This is a genomic window from Peptoniphilus lacydonensis (assembly GCF_900106515.1).
GTDB classification, from domain to species: Bacteria; Bacillota; Clostridia; order Tissierellales; family Peptoniphilaceae; genus Peptoniphilus_A; species Peptoniphilus_A lacydonensis.
Map to the genome: position 1 here is coordinate 498,697 of NZ_FNWF01000003.1, position 16,345 is coordinate 515,041.

At 29.5% G+C, this 16,345-nt stretch carries 15 protein-coding genes; 10 read left to right on the top strand and 5 right to left on the bottom strand.

The features are described from left to right. Nucleotides 1-135: 135 nt before the first annotated feature. From BQ5450_RS04130 to BQ5450_RS04145, 4 genes are read right to left on the bottom strand one after another with little or no spacing between them, the layout of a single operon-like run. Nucleotides 136-885, bottom strand: a complete 750-nt coding sequence (locus BQ5450_RS04130; RefSeq protein WP_071126064.1) for an ABC transporter ATP-binding protein — start codon at nucleotides 883-885, stop codon at nucleotides 136-138. Then, nucleotides 882-1,913: an ABC transporter substrate-binding protein gene (locus tag BQ5450_RS04135; protein ID WP_010242555.1), complete on the bottom strand. Its 1,032-nt coding sequence runs from the start codon at nucleotides 1,911-1,913 to the stop codon at nucleotides 882-884. The genes BQ5450_RS04130 and BQ5450_RS04135 overlap by 4 nt, the downstream gene beginning before the upstream one ends. Further along, nucleotides 1,910-2,674 (bottom strand): ABC transporter permease, encoded by a 765-nt coding sequence (locus BQ5450_RS04140; RefSeq protein WP_071126065.1) that lies wholly within the window; start codon nucleotides 2,672-2,674, stop codon nucleotides 1,910-1,912. Before BQ5450_RS04140 ends, BQ5450_RS04135 begins: the two co-directional genes overlap by 4 nt. After that, nucleotides 2,643-2,942 carry a thiamine-binding protein gene (locus BQ5450_RS04145; protein WP_010242558.1) on the bottom strand — a complete coding sequence of 100 codons (300 nt, stop codon included), beginning with the start codon at nucleotides 2,940-2,942 and terminating at the stop codon, nucleotides 2,643-2,645. The genes BQ5450_RS04140 and BQ5450_RS04145 overlap by 32 nt, the downstream gene beginning before the upstream one ends. A 313-nt stretch (nucleotides 2,943-3,255) precedes the next feature. Between BQ5450_RS04145 and BQ5450_RS04150 the strand changes: the two genes are divergently transcribed. The 6 genes from BQ5450_RS04150 (at nucleotide 3,256) to BQ5450_RS04175 (ending at nucleotide 10,135) form a co-directional block, all read left to right on the top strand. Then, nucleotides 3,256-4,302 (top strand): AraC family transcriptional regulator, encoded by a 1,047-nt coding sequence (locus tag BQ5450_RS04150; RefSeq protein ID WP_071126066.1) that lies wholly within the window; start codon nucleotides 3,256-3,258, stop codon nucleotides 4,300-4,302. Nucleotides 4,303-4,648: 346 nt separating this feature from the next. Continuing rightward, nucleotides 4,649-5,923, top strand: coding sequence for an SLC13 family permease (locus BQ5450_RS04155; protein ID WP_071126067.1), 1,275 nt, complete (start codon nucleotides 4,649-4,651; stop codon nucleotides 5,921-5,923). Between the two features lie 13 nt (nucleotides 5,924-5,936). Further along, the gene (gene ttdA, locus BQ5450_RS04160; RefSeq protein WP_071126068.1) at nucleotides 5,937-6,833 is read left to right on the top strand and encodes a L(+)-tartrate dehydratase subunit alpha; all 897 of its coding nucleotides are present in this window, start codon (nucleotides 5,937-5,939) and stop codon (nucleotides 6,831-6,833) included. Then, nucleotides 6,830-7,438 (top strand): L(+)-tartrate dehydratase subunit beta, encoded by a 609-nt coding sequence (gene ttdB / locus BQ5450_RS04165; protein ID WP_071126069.1) that lies wholly within the window; start codon nucleotides 6,830-6,832, stop codon nucleotides 7,436-7,438. The genes ttdA and ttdB overlap by 4 nt, the downstream gene beginning before the upstream one ends. A gap of 214 nt (nucleotides 7,439-7,652) precedes the next feature. Then, the gene (locus tag BQ5450_RS04170; protein WP_071126070.1) at nucleotides 7,653-8,243 is read left to right on the top strand and encodes a TetR-like C-terminal domain-containing protein; all 591 of its coding nucleotides are present in this window, start codon (nucleotides 7,653-7,655) and stop codon (nucleotides 8,241-8,243) included. 98 nt (nucleotides 8,244-8,341) lie between these two features. After that, on the top strand, nucleotides 8,342-10,135 hold the full coding sequence (locus BQ5450_RS04175; protein ID WP_071126071.1) for an oleate hydratase: 1,794 nt from the start codon (nucleotides 8,342-8,344) through the stop codon (nucleotides 10,133-10,135). Between the two features lie 406 nt (nucleotides 10,136-10,541). Here BQ5450_RS04175 and BQ5450_RS04180 read toward each other — a convergent pair whose 3' ends face one another. Continuing rightward, entirely contained in the window at nucleotides 10,542-12,287 is a 1,746-nt protein-coding gene (locus BQ5450_RS04180; RefSeq protein ID WP_071126072.1) for an ABC transporter ATP-binding protein, read from the bottom strand. 148 nt (nucleotides 12,288-12,435) lie between these two features. Here BQ5450_RS04180 and murJ point away from each other — a divergent pair, with 148 nt between their 5' ends. The 4 genes from murJ (at nucleotide 12,436) to BQ5450_RS04200 (ending at nucleotide 16,273) form a co-directional block, all read left to right on the top strand. Next, nucleotides 12,436-14,037, top strand: coding sequence for a murein biosynthesis integral membrane protein MurJ (gene murJ / locus BQ5450_RS04185; RefSeq protein WP_071126073.1), 1,602 nt, complete (start codon nucleotides 12,436-12,438; stop codon nucleotides 14,035-14,037). Nucleotides 14,038-14,158: 121 nt separating this feature from the next. Then, the gene (locus BQ5450_RS04190) at nucleotides 14,159-14,971 is read left to right on the top strand and encodes a hypothetical protein (protein WP_010242563.1); all 813 of its coding nucleotides are present in this window, start codon (nucleotides 14,159-14,161) and stop codon (nucleotides 14,969-14,971) included. A 133-nt stretch (nucleotides 14,972-15,104) separates the two neighbouring features. Beyond that, nucleotides 15,105-15,575, top strand: coding sequence for an HD domain-containing protein (locus BQ5450_RS04195; RefSeq protein WP_010242564.1), 471 nt, complete (start codon nucleotides 15,105-15,107; stop codon nucleotides 15,573-15,575). Then, entirely contained in the window at nucleotides 15,572-16,273 is a 702-nt protein-coding gene (locus BQ5450_RS04200; RefSeq protein WP_071126074.1) for a putative ABC transporter permease, read from the top strand. The genes BQ5450_RS04195 and BQ5450_RS04200 overlap by 4 nt, the downstream gene beginning before the upstream one ends. Nucleotides 16,274-16,345: the final 72 nt, after the last annotated feature.

The following is a 16,345-nucleotide window of genomic DNA, read 5'->3' on the forward strand; positions in this document are numbered from 1 at the left end:
AGCTACTCTATACATCTTTATTGAATCTAAATTATTAAACTTTTTATCCATCTTTATATAAAAATATTGTTTCAAGCTAAAAAAAGAGGTTCCACACCTCCTTTTTCAGATCATATATAAATATTTACAATACTTTTATAGATTATCTAATTTATTTATAATGTATTTTTTATATTTTATAAAATTTTCGTCTTCAAAAAAATTATCATGGAAATTTTCCCTGATATTAATTTCATCAATAATTGTACCAGGATTTTTCCCTAAAATATAAATTCTATCAGCAAGTTTCACTGCTTCTTCTATATCATGAGTTATAAAAATAGTTGAAATTTTCATTTCATTTATAATATTTTTATACCACTTGTGAATTGAAGCTTTTGTTATCGCATCCAATGCACTAAAAGGTTCATCTAAAAGTGTAACTTCACTTCCAAAAACATAAGTCCTTAAAAGAGCTGCACGCTGTGCCATTCCTCCTGAAAGTTGTGATGGATATTTATATTCATTACCCTCTAATCCAAAATCCTTAAACAAATCTTTCACTTTTTCTCTTGCAACTTTTTTCTTATCTCCACGAAGAACAAGTGGAAGAGATACATTATCTATAATGGTCATATATGGAAGTAGAAGATCCTTTTGGAGCATATAAGATACTTTCCCCGCCTTATTTGTAATCTCTTTACCTCTTAAAAAAACTTTTCCACTATCCGGCCCGAGAAGACCTGCTATTATATTAAATAGCGTAGTCTTCCCACTCCCAGATACTCCAACGAAAGACACTAATTCTCCTTTATTTAGTTTAATATTTATATCTTTTAAAATAATCTTATCATCGAAAGATTTGTTAATATTTTCTGTTCTTAAAATCTCTAATTTTTCACTCATTTTAAATTTTCTGGATTTACAAAATCATTGGTGAAACCAAAATCCTTTGGAATTTCATTTTCAATTAGTCCATTTTCAAAGAGCCAAGTATAGAAATCATTCCATCTTTTTGAATCAATTTGACCAAAGTATTCTGCATCATCTTTATATTTATCTTTTAGATATTCCATTCCACCTTTTACAAGATCCTTATCAAGTTCAGGATTTGCCTTTACAAGAATTTCTGCTGCTTCATCAGGGTTTTCAATCGCATATTCGTACCCCTTAACAAAAGCCTTCATAAATCTTTTTGCAACATCTTCTTTATCTTTTAAGAAATCATTATTTGCAATCAAAATAGGTGTGTAATAATCAAAAACAGGACTTATATCTTTAAATGCAAAATAATTTATTGGAACATTTTGATTTTTTGCCAAAACTCCATCTACTTGATAAAAAATCCAAACTGTATCAATATCTCCATTTATCGCTTGCACTGCATTTGTAACATTTTCAGGAATCATTTCTACTTTAGAAAAATCTCCTCCATCATCTTCTACAACTTGTTTTAAAATAGCTTGTTCAATTTCAAGTCCCCATGTTGCATAATTGTGACCTTCCATATCCTTTGGTCTTTCAATATTTTTTTCTTTTAAAGAAATCACACCAGAAGTATTGTGATTAATAATTGCAGCAATTGCTGTAACTGGAAGTGGATCCTTATTTGCAAAAGCTGGTGCAATTGTATCTTGGAAAGAAATCCCTAAATCTGCTTTGCCAGATGCCACAAGAGCTTCTGCCCCATTTGCAGGCGGTTGATTAATTTCTACTTCAATACCTTCATCCTTAAAAAATCCCTTTTCGATTGCAGTGTAAAGACCTGCATGATTTACATTTGGATCCCAATCTAGCAAGAAACTAACTTTTTCTGTTTTTACATCTTCTTTTTCATTTTTATTTTGATTTTTACTTTTTTCGCCGCCATCTCCACAAGCAGTAAGCATGGCACAAGCCAAAAATATAATAAGTACTTTTTTTAAATTTTTCATTTTTCCTCCATCCACGGCATCATTTTCTTTTGAATAAAACTAACGAGTTTCATCAAAATTAATGAAATTGCCGAAATTAAAAATATAACTGCAAACATCTTGTCAAAGGAATAGTTCTTCTGAACTCTTATCATATAAACTCCTAAACCTTTAAAACCTCCAAGCCACTCGGCAATAACTGCACCAACAACAGAATATGAAACCGCAATCTTAAAAGCAGAGAAAAAATTAGAAAGACTTTCTGGAAGTTTTATATATTTATAAATTTCGTATTTACTTGCTCCCATTGCCTTTAAAAGTTTTATCTTATCTTGATCCACTTGCTTAAAAGCCTCGAGAAGAGAAATTGCAACTGGAAAGAATGTCACAATCACAATCAAAGTGATTTTTGGAGCAATCCCATAACCCATCCACAAAACTAAAAGTGGTGCAATTGCAACTGTCGGAACTGTTTGCGTAATTACAAGTATTGGGTAAAGTGCAGAATAAATTGTTTCAGACAAATCCATCAAAAGTGCCACAATAAAACCAAGAGTAACACCAACAAAAAGTCCCCAAAAAGCTTCCGTAAGAGTAGTTCCCAAATGGGACAATATAGTAGAAAAATCATTTACAAAAGCCTTTATAACATCAATTGGTTTTGGCAAAAGATACGGTCCGACTATTCCCTTTGTTGTTACAAATTGCCAAAGAGCTAAAATAATTATTATCAAAGAAGCTGCTGAGATATTATCCTTGATATTTACCTGTTTTTTCTTCAATTGTCAAAATTCCCTTTTCTGAATAAAATATTTTACTATAACAAGCAACCTGTTCTGATAAATCGCCTGCAATTTTTACACAGTTTTTCAAAATTTCAAAAGCCTTATCATAATCATCAAGCTCAATTACAGTTTCAAAAGGTGTAACAACATAATTCACATTTTCATCAATAATATATTCAATTACTTTGTCAACCACAGCAACTACTGATTCAGATGTAGCTTCTTTTGTAGTTGGCAAAACCTGTATTGCCACTGAAATCTTCATATATACCTCCTAAAATAAATTTGTACAAATTTTTGCATAAAAAAATTCCCATAGCGGGAACATACTTTTCCCACGACAGCATTACCTGCCCCGGTCCAAAGGGTTTAAGGATAAACCTAATCTCAGCAAACGCTCCCCTGATATAATTATTATAATAATTAATTTCTCTTTATACAAGATTATTAATAGATAATATTATTCTTATCTTAATCTATAATATTCTCCAAATTAATTAAAAATTTAGAAATTTAATCAAGCCTTATATTTCCATTTACCTTTCCTATTTGTTAAAATTAAATTAGAGGTGCTTTATATGAAGGAAATAAATTATTCTTATTATAGAGAAATTCAAAATAAAAAGTTTGAAATAAAATGTTATGCCTACTATATTGGAGCTTTTAATTATAATTGGCACGAAGATGTGGAATGCCTTATTGTTATTAACGGTTCTTTAGAGGCCTGTGCCAATGGAAAAATCTTTCAACTTTCTAAAAATGACATAATTTTTTTTGATAGCAACGAAGGGCATGCTACTCTCTCTAAGAAAAAAGACACTATAGCCATAGTCCTTCACTTTAGTCCCAAGCTTTTAGACCAATTCGACGTAGTTAGAGATAAATACCATTGGTCAGGTGCAACAGATGAATTAAGTCGTAATAAAAATTTTGCTGTTGAATTAAGAACAAGTATGTCTGAAATCGTCGAATCTTTTTATAATAGTTCTTTTGAAAATAAAATTAAACGATCTATTGCCACTGATAAAATTATTTTAAACTCTATCAAAAATTTTACTAAAAAAGAAGAAAAATGTGAAAATAATAATGTTACATCAAATAAAGATGAAATAATAAAAACTATCATAAATTATCTTGACGCAAACTACATGAAAAAGATAACTCTAGACGATATTGCTACTATTGCAGGTTATCACCCAAATTACACCTCAGAAATTATATCAAAAACTCTTGGAATTTCTTTTACAGAATATTTGCAAAGGAAGAGACTTGCTAAAGCTACAAATGATTTAAAACAGAGTGATAAAAAAATATCTGATATAGCTTTCTATCACGGTTTTTCAAATGTTAGAAGTTTTAACTCCGCATTTAGAGAAAAATTTGGAAGATCTCCTTCTGAATACAGAGAAAGCCTTAATAAAGAAACCCTCGACATAGATTCTCAATTTAAAAAAGTTTTTTTAAATGAAGACAATATACATTGGTTAAGGGTAAAAAGAGAATGGAATTGTGAAAATGAAAAAGATAATTTTAAAGATGCTAAGATAAATCATAAAGAACTTGAAATTGAAATTTACAAAAAAATTATTGACGACTTAGAAAAAAATATGAACAAAATTATTTAAATTTAACTTCGGACTATCCGAAGTCTTTTTATGAAATTTTCTAATAAAAATATGTGAGTTTATCAATATTTTTATTAGAAAATTTTCATATCTTAAAATCTTGACTAGTTATTTTTTAAGATAGAATTTTATAAAAAATTTCACTAGAAATTTGAAGTTACTACTTCAGTATAGATCAAAAAAATTAAGTTGTCATATTTTAAGATTACTAATCTTAATTTTAAATAAAAATAATCTTATAAATAAGATTTTTTGTTTTCACAACAAAATTTTTACTTAATAATGAGATAGACTTCTTAGAGCCCTTTCCATATAATGAAATCAAAATTTACATATGGAGGCTTTTATGAACACACAAACTATCACAATTGGATTTTTACTTTTTGCAATAATAATGTTTGCATGGGAAAAAATCCCACTATGGGTTACAGCTATGATTGTTGCTGTTGGACTTGTACTTACAAAAATATTAGAACCTAAAGAAGCTTTTTCTGGATTTACAGACCCAAATGTGCTACTGTTTATGGCTATGTTTATCATTGGAGCTGCATTTTTTGAAACTGGAATGGCTCAACAAGTTGGTAGTCTAGTTACAAAATTTGCTAAAACCGAAAGGCAACTTATTGCTGCAGTAATGACTATAACGGGGTTAATGTCTGGAATTTTATCAAATACAGGAACTGCAGCAGTTTTAATTCCTGTTCTTATTGGAATTTCACAATCCACAAAATTTCCAAAATCAAAAATTTTACTGCCACTTGTTTTTGCAGCAGCAATGGGTGGAAATTTAAGTTTAATTGGTGCCCCTGGTAATATGATTGCTCAGTCAGGTCTTGAAACAATTGGACTTGAATTTGGATTTTTTGAATACGCAAAAATTGGTCTGCCAGTTTTAATCATAGGTATAATATTTTTTATAACTATTGGTTATAAACTTTTGCCAGACAATGCAGAGAATGAAGATAATGATTCCATTTATTCACAAGAAAAATCCTATGAAGATATTCCAAAATGGAAACAATGGACTTCTCTTATAATATTGATTTTAACAGTACTTTCAATGGTTCTTGAAAAACAAATAGGTATTAAACTTTTTATTTCTGCTTGGGTTGGAGCTTTAATTCTTGTAGTTATGGGAGTTATATCTAGTAAAGATGCAATTAAATCAATTGATATGAACACTATTTTACTTTATGTAGGTTCTCTTGCTCTTGCATCTGCATTAAAGGAAACCGGAACTGGAGACCTTATAGCAACTACAATTGTGTCGAAGCTAGGAGACAATCCATCTCCAACTACACTTCTAATTATAATTTTTATAATTTGTGCAACACTTACAAACTTTATGTCAAATACTGCAACAACTGCACTCATGGTCCCAATTTCGCTTTCAATTTCACAGACCATAGGAGCAGATCCAAGGGCAGTTTTAATGGCAACAGTTATTGGAGGATCAATGGCTTATGCAACGCCTATTGGTATGCCAGCAAATACTATGGTTTATAACATTGGAAAATATAGATTTAAAGACTATGTAAAGTCAGGATTGCCACTTATATTAATTTGTGGAACACTTGCTCTTATTCTTCTTCCTATATTCTTTCCTTTCTTTCCAAATTAAAAAGGAGTAAAAAATGAACAAAGAAAATTTAGAAAAGAAATTTATTGATGAAATGTCATCTTTTATTGGAATTGTCAGCATGAAACTTCCAAAAGATGTTGAAGACAAATTAAAGGACCTTTCAGAAAAAGAAACGAGTCCTCTTGCAAAAACTATTTTTGAAACAATGAAAAAAAATCAAGAACTTGCATGGAAAATGAAAAGACCGAGTTGTCAAGATACTGGTGTATTGCAGTTCTTTTGTGAAGTCGGAGAAGACTTCCCTTTCAAATCAAATTTAGAAAACATTCTAAGAAAAGCAACTTATAAAGCAACAATAGAAATACCACTTAGGCACAATAGCGTTGAAACTTTTAAAGAATATAATACTGGCAAAAACATTGGCAAGGGAACGCCAACAATATTTACAAAACTAGTTCCAGGTTCATCCGCAAAAATTTACACATATATGGCAGGTGGAGGATGTTCACTCCCAGGAGCAGGGATTACTCTTATGCCTGGCGAAGGGTACGAAGCAGTTGTTAAATTCGTTTTAGATAGAATGACTTCTTATGGCTTAAATGCTTGCCCTCCACTTCTCGTTGGAATTGGAATTGGAACATCTATAGAAACAGCTGCTATAAATTCTAAACTTGCCCTTATGAAAAAAGTTGGTGATCACAACAATGATGAAAGAGCAAAAGATTTAGAAAAAAGGCTTGAAGACGGAATTAATAAAATTGGAATCGGTCCACAGGGCTTTGGTGGTGAAAATTCTGTAATGGGTGTAAATATTGTAAATACAGCTAGACATCCAAGTGTTCTTTCAGTTGCACTTAATGTAGGTTGTTGGTCCCACAGAAGAGGAATTATTTTATTAGATAAAGATATGAATTATGAAATACTAAGTCACGAAGGGATAGAGTTATGAGTAAAAAAATTTTAACAACACCGATATCATATGAAGATATCAAGCATTTAAAAATTGGAGATATAATTTATTTATCTGGAAGAATGGTAACTTGTAGAGATGTTGCTCATAGAAGAGTAATAGAAGAAGGACTAGAACTTCCAGTAGATATAAAAGACAAAGCTATACTACACGCAGGACCAATAATATCAGAAAAAAATGGAAAATATGAAATGATTTCTGTTGGCCCCACTACTTCAATGAGAATGGAAAAGTTTGAAGAAAAATTTATAGAAAAGACTGGCGTCAAAATAATAATTGGCAAAGGTGGTATGGGCGAAGGTACTGCCAGAGGTTGTAAAAAAAATAAAGCAATCCATGTTGTTATCCCAGCAGGAAACGCAGTATGGGCAGCTACTAGAGTTAAAGAAATTGTAGATGCAAAGTGGACAGATTTAGGAATGCCCGAAACCCTTTGGGTTTGCGATGTGGAAGAATTTGGTCCATTAATAGTCTCTATTGATAGTAAAGGAAACAATATCTTCGAGCAAAATAAAGTTATTTATAACGAGAGAAAAATGGATGTTTATAAAGATATCACCGAACACGTTCAATATATAAAGTAATTTATAAGAGTATCCGTTAAATAAAGTTCCTGACTTTTCAATTATACATATAAAAATACCCTATATCTCAAAACTAGGAATTTGAAATTGATTTTAACTCACAGAAATAGTTATATTAAAAATTATAAAATTATTTATTATCTTATCTCTTTTAATAATTAATAAATTGGGAAAATATATAATATATAACTTTATTCTAATAAGGGGAATTTATATGCCAAAAAATTATACTAAAGATTTAATACGAAAAGAATTTATAAATCTTTTAAATAAAAAACAATTACATAATATTACTGTAACTGAACTAGCTAAGCAATGTAAAATTGAAAGAAAGACTTTTTATTATCATTATGAAAATTTACCTCAATTGATTAAGGAAATTTTTGATGAAGAACTTGAAAGGGTAATTGAGGAGTTCAATGAGACCTTATCATGGGAAGAGAGTTTTATTTTAGCTGCTAAATTTATTTTAGATAACAAAAAAGTTGTCAAGCATATGTATGAATCTGATTATAAGATTGAATTGGAAAAATATATTTTTTCGATTTCAGGAGAAATAATGAGGAAATATGTAAGAAGAGTTGCTGTGGATACTAAGGCAAAGAAAATTGATATAAAACTAATTGCTTATTTTTATCAATGTGCTCTAAGTTCTTCTTTGATTCAATGGGTAGCGACTGACATGAAGACAGATCCAAAGGCTATTGCACGCAGAATAGGAGAGCTAATGGACGGTAATATTTTGTTATCTTTAAAGAGAAGTGAGAAGCTAAAAGAGTTTACCCAAAACTTTGATGTTGGGTAAAATTACCCCAAATGTCCTCTTTTGAGAGATGATACTTTATCAAAATAATGGTTTAATGAATATAGAAGGAAGATAAAGGACTATATAAGGAGGATGTTATGGAACTTAAAACTCATGATAAAAGACTTAAATTAACTAATGGAGATTTTCAAAGATTAGTTAAAGCTAGAAAACCAGAAGGTATTGAAGAAAAATCTGCATATCTAGTTGGAACAGGAATTGCAGCTTTAACTGCAGCCTGCTTTTTAATTAGAGATGCACATATGGACGGTAAAAAAATTACTTTCTTAGAACAATTAGATATCCCTGGTGGTTCACTTGACGGTGAATACATGGATACTAGAGGATATGTTGCTCGTGGTGGTAGAGAAACTGGAGCTCACTTCGAATGTCTATGGGATATTTGGAGTTCTATCCCAAGCTTAGAAGACCCAGAAATGAGTGTTTTAGACGATTATTTCTACACTAACTACGACGATCCAAACTTTAGTAATTGCCGTATAACTCACAAACAAGGTGAACGTTATGACGATGGTAAATTTAATCTAACTCAAGATCAAGTTAAAGAAATTGCTGAACTTTGCATGACTCAAGATGAACTACTAGAAGATAAGGCTATTGAAGATATTTTTTCAGATGGTCTTCTAAATTCAGATTTCTGGACTTTATGGAGAACAATGTTTGCTTTTGAAAATTGGCACTCTGCTTTAGAAATGAAATTATATTTAAATCGTTTCATCCACCACGTAGGCGGTCTAACTGATTTATCAGCACTTAGAGTTACAAGATATGACCAATACAATTCAATTGTAAAACCTATGGTTAAATATCTTGAAAATCACGGATGTAAATTCCAATACAATATTAAGGTAACTGATGTTGATTTTGATATTTCAGAAAATAAAAAGGTTGCTACAAAAATAATTGCTGAAGATAAAGATGGAAATGATAAGTCAATTGATTTGACAGAAAATGATTTATTATTCATTACAAATGGTTCTATGACTGAAAATTCTAGTTATGGAGATGACAACACAGCAGCTGAACTTTCAGATGAACAAAGTGGTTGTTGGGAAATGTGGAAAAATATTGCTAAAAAATCTGATGATTTTGGACATCCAGAAGTTTTCTGTTCTGATGTAGAAAAGAGTAACTGGGAGTCTTGTACAGTAACTTGTCACGATGAATCAGTTCCAAAATATATTGAAAAAATTACAAAGAGAAGCCCTTATGGTGGAAAAACTGTAACAGGTGGTATTGTAACTTGTGTTGATTCAAGCTGGTTAATGTCTTGGACAATTAATAGACAAGGCCAATATCCAGAACAACCTGAAAATGATGTTTGTGTTTGGATTTACGGATTATTTACAGATGTAGAAGGTGACTTCATCAAAAAGAAAATGAGAGATTGTACTGGTAAAGAAATTACAAAAGAATGGTTATTCCACATTGGTGTACCCGTAAATGAAATTGATGCACTTGCTGAAACATGTACAGCAGTTCCAGTTATGATGCCATATATAACATCACAATTTATGCCTAGAAAATCTGGAGATAGACCATATGTAGTTCCAAAGGGTGGAGTAAACTTTGCATTCTTAGGACAATTTGCAGAAACTCTTGATGCTCCAGGAAGAGATACAGTATTTACAACAGAATATTCTGGAAGAACAGCTATGGAAGCAGTTTATGTTCTTTGCGGAGTAGAAAAAGCTGTACCGGAAGTATTCGCATCAAGATATGATTTAAGATACCTTCTAAATGGAATGGTTTCTTTATCAGATGGTAAAAAACCTGAACTTCCACTTAGCCCATTACAAAAGATGAAAGTTGCAAAACTTATTAAGGGAACAGATATAGAAGAAATGCTAAAAGAATTTAATATAATTTAGTATTATTAAAAATAAAATTGTTGCAGTATAATTACGCTGCCCTATAATCTTAGATTAACTACCAGAGAAATTATAAACTATCTCTGGTAGTTTTTTATCTAAATTTTTATTTTAAGCAAAAGCTTTTTAATTTCTATTTAGCTTTTATTAATTTAATACTATTAGATATACCTATATTTATAAATCTTTTATAAAAAATCGACTTTCAAAAACCAACTTTCGGAAATCAATTCATATTTTCTATTTTAAATTATCCAATTACTTTTAAAATTTTAAAGAATTTTCTGTATTGTGGAATATTTTTTCTTGTCCTTTATAGCATCTCTCTTATAAAAATTAAATCAGTTACTTTGCTTGATAAAATCTATAAAATTTTTCTTCATCACTTTTATATCAAAAGTTTCATTTACTCTAATCTTCCTCCTTTTGTATAAAGGTTGTAATAATAATCTTTTCTATCCATTAACTCTTTATGGCTTCCTCTTTCTATAATTCCATCCTTTGTCATTACAATTATTAAATCTGCATTTTGCACTGTTGTAAGTCTATGTGCAATAGTAATTGTAGTCCTTCCTTTGGAAAGTTTTTCTATGGAATCTTGTACAATTATTTCACTTTTATTGTCTAGAGCAGACGTTGCTTCATCTAAAATTAATATTGGTGGATTTTTTAGAAAAACTCTTGCAATAGAAATTCTTTGTTTTTGTCCTCCTGATAATTTTACACCCCTCTCTCCAACATAGGTGTCAAATCCGTCAGGTAAATTTTTTATAAATTCATAGGCTCCTGCAAGTTTTGCTGCTTCAATTATTTCTCCATCACTTGCGTCACTTTTTCCATATCCAATATTGTCTTTCACAGTTCCTGAAAATAAATATACATCTTGTTGCACTATTCCAATATTTTCTCTTAATGATTTTATTTTTATATCACGTACATCAATACCATCTACATTTACAGAACCACTGTCTACATCATAAAATCTTGGTATTAAATTACAAATTGTAGTCTTTCCTGCTCCACTGGGTCCAACAATTGCAAGCTTTTCTCCAGGAGTTATATCAACACTAAAGTTTTCTAAAACTTTTTCTCCACCTTCTCCATAACTAAAATAAACATTCTTAAAGGAAATTTCTCCTCTCACATTTTTTATTTCTTTTGCATTTTTTCTATCCTTTATGTCAGATTCAACAGACATAATTTCTGCAAACCTTTCAATTCCAGTCATTCCTTTTTGAAACTGTTCTGTGAATTCTATAATTCTTCTCACAGTTGCAAGAAGTGATTGCACATACATTACATAGACAATCAAATCTTCTGGTCCAATTTCCCTCTTCATAAGGAAATATCCGCCACTTGCTATCAGGATAAGATACATCAAACCATCAAAAACTCTGTTAATTGTATTAAATCCTGCCATTGATTTGTAATATCTCTTTTTGATGTTTAAAAATTTATCATTTTCATTCATAAATTTTTCGTTTTCAACATCTTCATTGGCAAAAGATTTTACAACTTTTATTCCTAGTAAAGAGTCTTCTATGGAAGAGTTCAAATGGCCAATGTGAACTCTTTGATCTTTTTGTGCTTCACGCATTTTCTTTCTAAATCTTCCTGAGAAAAATATCATAAGAGGAATCATAATATAAATCAAAAGAGTCATCTTCACATTTATATTTAAAAGAATAATTAAAGATACTAGTATTTTTATTGCCCCAATAAAATATTCTTCTGGACAGTGATGTGCAAATTCTGTTATGTCAAAAAGGTCATTTGTAATTCTTGACATTATAACTCCGACTTTTGTTTCGTTGTAAAAAGTATCAGAAAGAGTTTGAAGATGCGAATATAAATCACGCCTCATATCTGTTTCTATTCTCGCACCCATTATGTGCCCAATACTTGTCATAAAATACTGAGCAATTATTTCCACAATTTTTATTGCAATATATATAAGAGAAAGTTTTAATACAAAATCAAAAGTAATAGATTCTAAATCTTTCATCCCTCTATTTGTAAGTGCTCTTAGAATTAATGGCAAGATCATTTCACTTGCAGTTGTAAAGGCTGCACAAAATAAATCTAAAAACAAAGTCAATTTATACTTATAAAAATATGGCATTACTTTTTTTATTAAATTTCTATTCTTCATTTTTCCTCCTATTTGTAATTTTTTTAATTTTCTATTTTACATTCATAATAACACAAAAAAACTTTTCTTTGAATTAGAAAGAAGCCCTTTACTTGACATAAAATTTTAAACAAATTATAATTTGAGAAGATATAAAGGAGTTTTTAAATTGGAAAATAAAAGTAATACAGGCTCAAAAATTGCAAAGTCAACTCTTGCAATAATAATCTTTTCATTAATAGGAAAACTTTTTGGTTTTTTTAGAGAGTCTTTAACTGCAAATGTCTTTGGTGCAGGAACTGAAATGGACGCCTTTTCTCTTGCACAAGCTGCAACTGCAATGATTGCAGGTTTTGTAACTCAAGCTATTGCAACAACTTATATACCATCAGTTCAAAAAGCTGAACTAGATTATGGTAAAAACCAAAAAAATTATTTTACTAATAATTTATTATCAATTGCCTCACTTGTATCCTTTGTACTTATCATCCTTGGTATAATTTTTCCAAGGCAAATTGCATACTTAACAGCATCCCAAGCTGATAAAGAAACTTATGATATTGTTGTTAAATTAATTCAAGTTGGGATGCCAGTAGTATTATTTTCATCATGGGTTGGGGTAATGGAAGGATATTTGCAACATGGTGGCAAATTTGCTGCAGCTGGTGCAATAGCAATTCCTCTAAACTTAACATATATAATATATTTAGCATTATTTTCTCGTCATGTTGGTATAATAGGGCTTACAATTTCATCTGTACTAGGAATACTTGCAGAATTTTTATTTTTACTTCCTCATGCAATGAAAATCGGTTACAAACCTAAATTTGTCTTGGATTTTAAAGATGAATATGTAAAAGAAGCAATAACTCTTGCTCTTCCTGTTTTTGTTTCTGTATCTATAAATGATATAAACACACTTGTAAATAGATCTTTGGCTTCTGGAATGGGTAGAGGAGCTGCTTCAATTTTATATTATGCGAATAAAATGAACACAATGATTATTGGTATTTTTATAACTGCAATAACTGCAACAATTTTTCCAGTACTAACAAGGACACTTGGTCAGGGAAATATGCGTGACGGAAAAAAAGTTATGAATGCATCAATAAAATCAGTTTTATTTTTAACTGTTCCTGCAACTGTGGGGCTAATAGTATTGGCAAGACCAATTATAGAAATTGCCTTTGTGCGTGGAGCTTTTACTCCAGAAAATGGGATTGCGGCAACTTCTACGCTTAGATTTTATTCACTCTCACTTATTTCTATATCATTAATAAATGTATTAAATAGAATTTATTATTCCGTTGATGACACAAAGACTCCATTTTATGTTGGAGTTGTAAATGTGGCAATAAATGTTGGGCTAAACCTCTTAGTTGCAAGACACTTTGGCACAAATGGACTTGCTGCATCAGTTTCAATTGCAACTATGATAGCAGTTTTTATTTCATTTATACTTTTAAAGAAAAAAATTGGAAATCTTGGAGTAAAATCCTATATAAAAGCACTTGTTAAAGCATTAATGGCATCTTCTGTTATGGGACTTGTTACGCTTGCCTACTTCCCTTATGAAAAATTAATTATTTCTTTTGCTAGTGGTGGTATGCAAACACTTTTGCGTTTGATTCTTTTAATAATTATAGTAGCAATTGCCGCTGTTATTTATTTAATTTGTCTATATTACTTGGGTGTTCGCGAAGTTAGAGATGTTGTGCCTATTTTAAAAGGAAAAATAGAAAATAGGAAACAAAGAAAGTTAGAAAATTAATATTTTGAAAAGAACTTGGGAAACTGAGTTCTTTTTAATTTAAAACTTTTTAATTTTTTAATTAATTAAAGTAGTTATTTTATATTTAAGTGGTATAATATAAATAATTGGAGGTGCTGAAATGCTATATTTTATTTTAATTGTAGTCATTGTCCTTATCTTTTATTTGTGGAAATCTAAAAGTAATAAAAAAGCTCTTCCCGCTAATAAAAAAAATATAAATGAAACTACAAAAAGCTCGGCTAGATTACATAAAGAAGATTCAAAGAAAAATGTAAAAATTTCTAACGAAACTAACCTTAATAGAGAAAAATCTCAAGACAAAAATTTGAAAAAAGAAGGAAATGAACCTTCCCAAGAAAAGCTTCACGATTTGGAAATTAAAAGTCCTGATACAGATAAAAATGTCAAAAAAATAATCAATGAATCCAAAAAAGATGAATCTTCAGAAGAGAATAAAAAAGACAAAACTCCTACAACAAATAAAAAATATGAAGATGTTATAAATTCTTTAAATAATTCTTCAAAAGAAATACAACCAGAAAAATTTTCTATAAAAAAAGAAAATACCAAGACTAAAAAAATTACAGAACTTTATCCAAATCTTTGTGATTCAAAGGAAAAAAACTTTTTAGAAGATATTTCAATTGACAAAATTAAAAATTCTATAAATTCAAATAATTTGGTTGAATTTTTAAATCAAGTTCAAACAAATCCAACAGTTTTAAATAAAAAAGACAAAATTGTATACGAATTTACAACAAAAAATGAAAGTGAAATAGAAATTATAAAAAATAGATATTCACTAAATGATAAAAACTTTGAAAAGGCAACTTCTATGCTGACCTTTTCTAAAGAAAATTTAAAATTAATAGAACTAAGTGATGCTCTTGTTTCTTCTGAAAATAGAATTTATTTTGAATCAAAGTTCTAATAGAAAATAAAAGTCAAAAGTCATAGCAATATGACTTTTGACTTTTATTTTTTTGCAATTTTCTTTAAATTTTAACATAAATTTAGAAAATTTTTTACATTTTTAATCTAAAATAATTTTCGAGGAGAATAAGATGGATAATGAAAAAAGACTTAAAGAAATTATAGAAGAATTAAATAAAAATACTAGATTTTTAAAAACAAAAAATTATATACAGCATGGAAATACAACTGTATACTCTCACGTTATTTCCGTTGCAAAAAAATCTATTGAAATCGCCGAAAAATATAATTTAAATGTAGACATGGATTCTCTAATAAGAGGTGCTCTTCTTCACGATTACTTTTTATACGATTGGCATGACAAAAAACATAAAAAAAGTTTTCATGGCTTTACTCATCCAAAAGAAGCTTACAAAAATGCAAGGAGTGAACTTGATCTAAACAATGTTGAAAAAGATATAATAATAAAGCATATGTTCCCTTTAACTGTAGTTCCACCAAAATATTTGGAATCATGGATTATAACTTATGCAGACAAATGGGTGTCAACAGTTGAAACTGTATCTCATAGATTTGCGAAAGTGAGTTTTGAAAATTTATGAAAATATCAGAATTTTACTTAATATTTTTTATCTATTCATTTTTAGGTTGGTTATGGGAGAGTTTCCCTTGTTCTATCGTTGAACTTGATAAAATTCACAACAGAGGATTTTTGCTAGGACCTTGTTGCCCTATTTATGGCATAGGTGCCACTCTGTCCTACTTCACACTTAAAGGTTTTCAATCAAGCCTATCCATTTTTATATACTCTGCCTTTTTATGTTGCACTGTAGAATATATGATAGGATATTTTCTTGAGAGATTCTTCCACAAGAAATGGTGGGATTATAGCAACTATCCTTTCCAAATCAAAAGTAGAGTCTGCTTATATGGTCTTATAATTTTTGGTTTTGGAAATATTGCAATAGTAAAAAAATTAACCCCAATTATGATTTTTTTCTTATCTATTGCAGACAACAAATTAATAAACTTAATCACCTCTATATTGGGAGTTTTATTTGCAATTGATATACTGCTCACACTAAATAATTTAGCTAAAGCCTCTAAAACTTTAGATAAAATTTACAAGATTCTATCCCAAAAAATTGAAGAAAATTTCAACTACTTAAATGAATCAGAAAAATTTTCTAAAATAAAATTAATGTCAGAATCTAAAAATGTAAAGGTAAAATTAGAAAACTTTAATTCCATTTTAAAGGAAAGAGAAAAAAACATAAAAAAAATAATAGCACAAAAATAAAGATCTCTAAAACATAAATACAAAATGTCTAGAGATCCTTTTTATACAAATTTTTTCTTTTGAATGTCAAAC

Excerpts from the sequence above, each read along its gene's own strand:
- BQ5450_RS04150 (WP_071126066.1), top strand. The coding sequence starts at position 3,256 with ATGAAGGAAATAAATTATTCTTATTATAGAGAAATTCAAAATAAAAAG.
- BQ5450_RS04175 (WP_071126071.1), top strand. The coding sequence starts at position 8,342 with ATGGAACTTAAAACTCATGATAAAAGACTTAAATTAACTAATGGAGAT.
- BQ5450_RS04155 (WP_071126067.1), top strand. The coding sequence starts at position 4,649 with ATGAACACACAAACTATCACAATTGGATTTTTACTTTTTGCAATAATA.
- ttdA (WP_071126068.1), top strand. The coding sequence starts at position 5,937 with ATGAACAAAGAAAATTTAGAAAAGAAATTTATTGATGAAATGTCATCT.
- BQ5450_RS04130 (WP_071126064.1), bottom strand. The coding sequence starts at position 885 with ATGAGTGAAAAATTAGAGATTTTAAGAACAGAAAATATTAACAAATCT.
- BQ5450_RS04190 (WP_010242563.1), top strand. The coding sequence starts at position 14,159 with ATGCTATATTTTATTTTAATTGTAGTCATTGTCCTTATCTTTTATTTG.
- BQ5450_RS04180 (WP_071126072.1), bottom strand. The coding sequence starts at position 12,287 with ATGAAGAATAGAAATTTAATAAAAAAAGTAATGCCATATTTTTATAAG.
- BQ5450_RS04170 (WP_071126070.1), top strand. The coding sequence starts at position 7,653 with ATGCCAAAAAATTATACTAAAGATTTAATACGAAAAGAATTTATAAAT.
- BQ5450_RS04135 (WP_010242555.1), bottom strand. The coding sequence starts at position 1,913 with ATGAAAAATTTAAAAAAAGTACTTATTATATTTTTGGCTTGTGCCATG.
- BQ5450_RS04195 (WP_010242564.1), top strand. The coding sequence starts at position 15,105 with ATGGATAATGAAAAAAGACTTAAAGAAATTATAGAAGAATTAAATAAA.
- BQ5450_RS04145 (WP_010242558.1), bottom strand. The coding sequence starts at position 2,942 with ATGAAGATTTCAGTGGCAATACAGGTTTTGCCAACTACAAAAGAAGCT.
- BQ5450_RS04200 (WP_071126074.1), top strand. The coding sequence starts at position 15,572 with ATGAAAATATCAGAATTTTACTTAATATTTTTTATCTATTCATTTTTA.
- ttdB (WP_071126069.1), top strand. The coding sequence starts at position 6,830 with ATGAGTAAAAAAATTTTAACAACACCGATATCATATGAAGATATCAAG.